We start from the raw sequence: 3,232 nt of genomic DNA on the forward strand, positions 1-3,232 counted from the left end.
AAAACGAACCTCGGCCTCGTGAAACATCCCGTGGAGGATGCTCTGATGCATTTCGTACTGCATCTCGACATTTTCGATTTTCAACTTTTCCCAGAAAGTGAACACGTTGTTGCCATGCACGGTGTTTCTCGAAACGCCGAAAAAAGACTCCGCCGCCTTGTTCAGCAGCACCAGGCGATCCTCTTCGTCGCTGACCAGGATGGCATCGGAAGCATCCTCGAGCAGAGAGCGGTACATTTCACGACTGCGGCCGAGTTCGGTGCCGATCTGTTCCTGCCGCTCGTAAGAAAGCTGGAGTTCGCGGTTGGTCTCTTCGAGCTCCCGGTAATTTTCGCCGATCTGCTGATCACGCTCCTTAAGGGACGCTGCCATTTCCTGGAGGGCGGTGCCCAGCTCAGAAAAGTCCGGGGTCGACATGGGCGGCACGATGACCTTGAAATTGCCGGCGGCAATTTCTTTGGCGACATCGCAGAGACGATGAATGGGGCCGACCAGGTCCCGCCGGATAAAAAGGAACACCAGGGCAAAAATCACCAGAAAAGCCGTGCCGAAAATAACCAAAGAACGCTGAAAGGCCTTTTCGGTACGATCCTGCAGGATGGTGTCCGGAAATCCGATACGGATTCGCCCGGCCAGCTGGCCACCGGCATCGAACAGAGGAGCAGATAGATCGTAGACCTTGCCCCAGCGTGTCGTCATCAGCAAAGCGGTCGAATCGTTGAGAGCCTTGAGAAACTGGACACCGGTAAAAAAATGAAAGGAAGGATCACTGGAATAAAGGGGCTGCCCAACCGTGTTTTCGATGAGACAATAGCTGATTTCAGGATCACTGCCGACGATCTCCTGGCAACGGGCATTGATCCCTTCGAGTTCGTCGAGCGGAAGTCCCAGGGCCAGAACTTTTTCAATCGAGGCCTTCAATTCAGCAGAGACGCTCTGGCAACGCAACACCAGACCGTCACGATAATCACGCCTGAACCCCTCGATGTTCAACGCGGTATTGACCGCTATCGTCAGGCCGAGAACCAGGAACACAAATATAAGAATGCGTTTTTCAAGTGTATTTTTCATGGCTTAGGCTGACTGCGATTCATGTAATTAATGCAACTAAAAGCAATTGTACGGTTACAGAGACAGGCAGTTCAGAAGAGATGCTTTTGACCTTGCAATCAGGAGTGGCTGAAGAGAAAAACCATTTACCTTTATTGTGCGCTCAGGTAGACTCACACACGAAAAAAACGACTAACACCCATTAGCCACAACAGAATTTTTCTATCACAGTACCACCAAAAGAGCAATGACTCATTCATGCCATTCCAATGAATAATGGTTGACGACTCTGGCTCCATTGTCTATGATTTTACATTCCAACAATCATTTAAGTGCCTGTCTATTGAGACTTCGGTAAGAGACTAATATCTTTAAGATTTTCAAAAGGAGAAAATTCATGGCAACTAAAATTGCGATCAATGGCTTCGGGCGCATTGGCAGAAACGTTTTCCGCGCGGCTGCGGACATGAAAAACATTGAAATCGTCGCCGTTAACGACCTCACTGATGCGGCAACCCTGGCCCACCTGCTCAAATACGACTCGGTTCATGGCACCTTCAAGGCAACCGTTAAGGCTGGCGACGGTGAAATCATTGTCAATGGCAAGCCGGTCAAGGTTCTCAAATCGCGTGACCCGGCGACCCTGCCCTGGAAAGAACTCGGCGTCGATATCGTCATCGAATCAACCGGCCTTTTCACCGACCAGGAGTCCGCCTCCAAGCATATCCAGGCCGGCGCCAAAAAGGTCATCATCAGCGCACCCGGTAAGGGCGTCGACCTGACCGTCTGCATGGGAGTTAATGAAGGTGACTACAGCGCCGCCAGCCACAATGTTATCTCCAATGCATCCTGCACCACCAACTGCCTGGCACCGGTGGCTAAAGTCCTGCTCGAAAACTTCGGTATTGTCAAAGGGATGATGACCACCATTCACTCCTACACCAACGACCAGCAGATCCTCGACCTGCCCCACAGTGACTTGCGCCGGGCCCGTGCTGCCGCCCTGTCCATGATTCCTACGACGACGGGCGCTGCCAAGGCGGTTTCGCTGGTATTGCCGGCACTCAAGGGAAAACTGGACGGCCTCGCCGTACGCGTCCCGACCCCTAACGTTTCGATGGTCGACCTGGTGGTTGAAACCGAGAAAACAACAACGGTCGCCGAAGTCAACGCGGCCCTCAAAAAAGCCGCCGAAGGACCACTCAAGGGAATTCTCGTCTTCTGTGAAGAGCCGCTGGTATCCTGTGACTTCAACGGATCCCCCGCCTCGTCGACCATCGATGCAGGTTGCACCAATGTCATTGGCGGCAACATGGTCAAGGTGATGTCCTGGTACGATAACGAATGGGGCTATTCGAACCGCGTGCTCGACCTGGTCGGCTACATCTTGTCCAAATAAAATAACCTGATGCGACTTCGGGCAGGATCGTCAGATCCTGCCCTTTAATTTATCCGCCCCGATCATCCTAACGGAGTCCTCGATGTTCAACAAAGTCACCGTCAAAGATCTCGACTTTAAAGGTAAACGTGTTTTCTGCCGCGTCGATTTCAACGTGCCCCTCGACGACAATCGCACGATCACCGACGATACCCGCATCGTAGCCGCCCTGCCGACCATCCGCCACATCATCGAAAAGGGTGGCAAACTGATTCTCGCCTCCCATCTCGGTCGTCCCAAGGCCCAGGTCAACCCGAAATACAGCTTGGCGCCAGTGGCTCCCTACCTGGCCGACCTGCTTGGCCGCAAAGTCATCATGGCTCCCGATTGTATCGGCCCGGAAGTTGAAAAACTTGTGGCCGGGATGCAGGATGGCGATGTAGTGCTGCTGGAAAACGTGCGCTTCTACGCAGGCGAAGAAAAAAACGATCCTGCCTTTGCCGGGAAACTGGCGACACTGGCCGATCTCTACGTCAACGATGCTTTCGGCACCGCTCATCGCGCCCATGCCTCGACCGAGGGTGTCGCCCGCATCCTGACTCCGGCGGCGGCCGGATTTCTTATGGAAAAAGAACTTCTTTATCTGGGACAGGCGCTTGCCGCCCCCAAGCGGCCTTTTGTCGCCGTTCTCGGCGGAGCCAAGGTCAGCGATAAAATTACCGTCATCGAAAACCTGCTCGGCAAAGTCGATGCCCTTCTGATCGGCGGCGGCATGGCCTACACCTTTCTCAAAGCTCAGGGAGC

General features: G+C 53.5%; 3 protein-coding genes. 2 read left to right on the forward strand and 1 reads right to left on the reverse strand.

The genetic code is table 11. From position 1 onward, the window contains the following. Positions 1–1,071 (reverse strand): PAS domain S-box protein (locus tag ABYV89_RS15865; RefSeq protein WP_432823909.1); only part of this gene is annotated, 1,071 nt, incomplete at its 3' end. Positions 1,072–1,447: 376 nt separating this feature from the next. Between ABYV89_RS15865 and gap the strand changes: the two genes are divergently transcribed. Further along, positions 1,448–2,449, forward strand: coding sequence for a type I glyceraldehyde-3-phosphate dehydrogenase (gene gap / locus ABYV89_RS15870; RefSeq protein WP_432823910.1), 1,002 nt, complete (start codon positions 1,448–1,450; stop codon positions 2,447–2,449). Between the two features lie 82 nt (positions 2,450–2,531). Next, positions 2,532–3,232 (forward strand): phosphoglycerate kinase (locus tag ABYV89_RS15875; RefSeq protein ID WP_432823911.1); only part of this gene is annotated, 701 nt, incomplete at its 3' end.

Source organism: Trichloromonas sp. (assembly GCF_041583255.1).
GTDB lineage: Bacteria > Desulfobacterota > Desulfuromonadia > Desulfuromonadales > Trichloromonadaceae > Trichloromonas.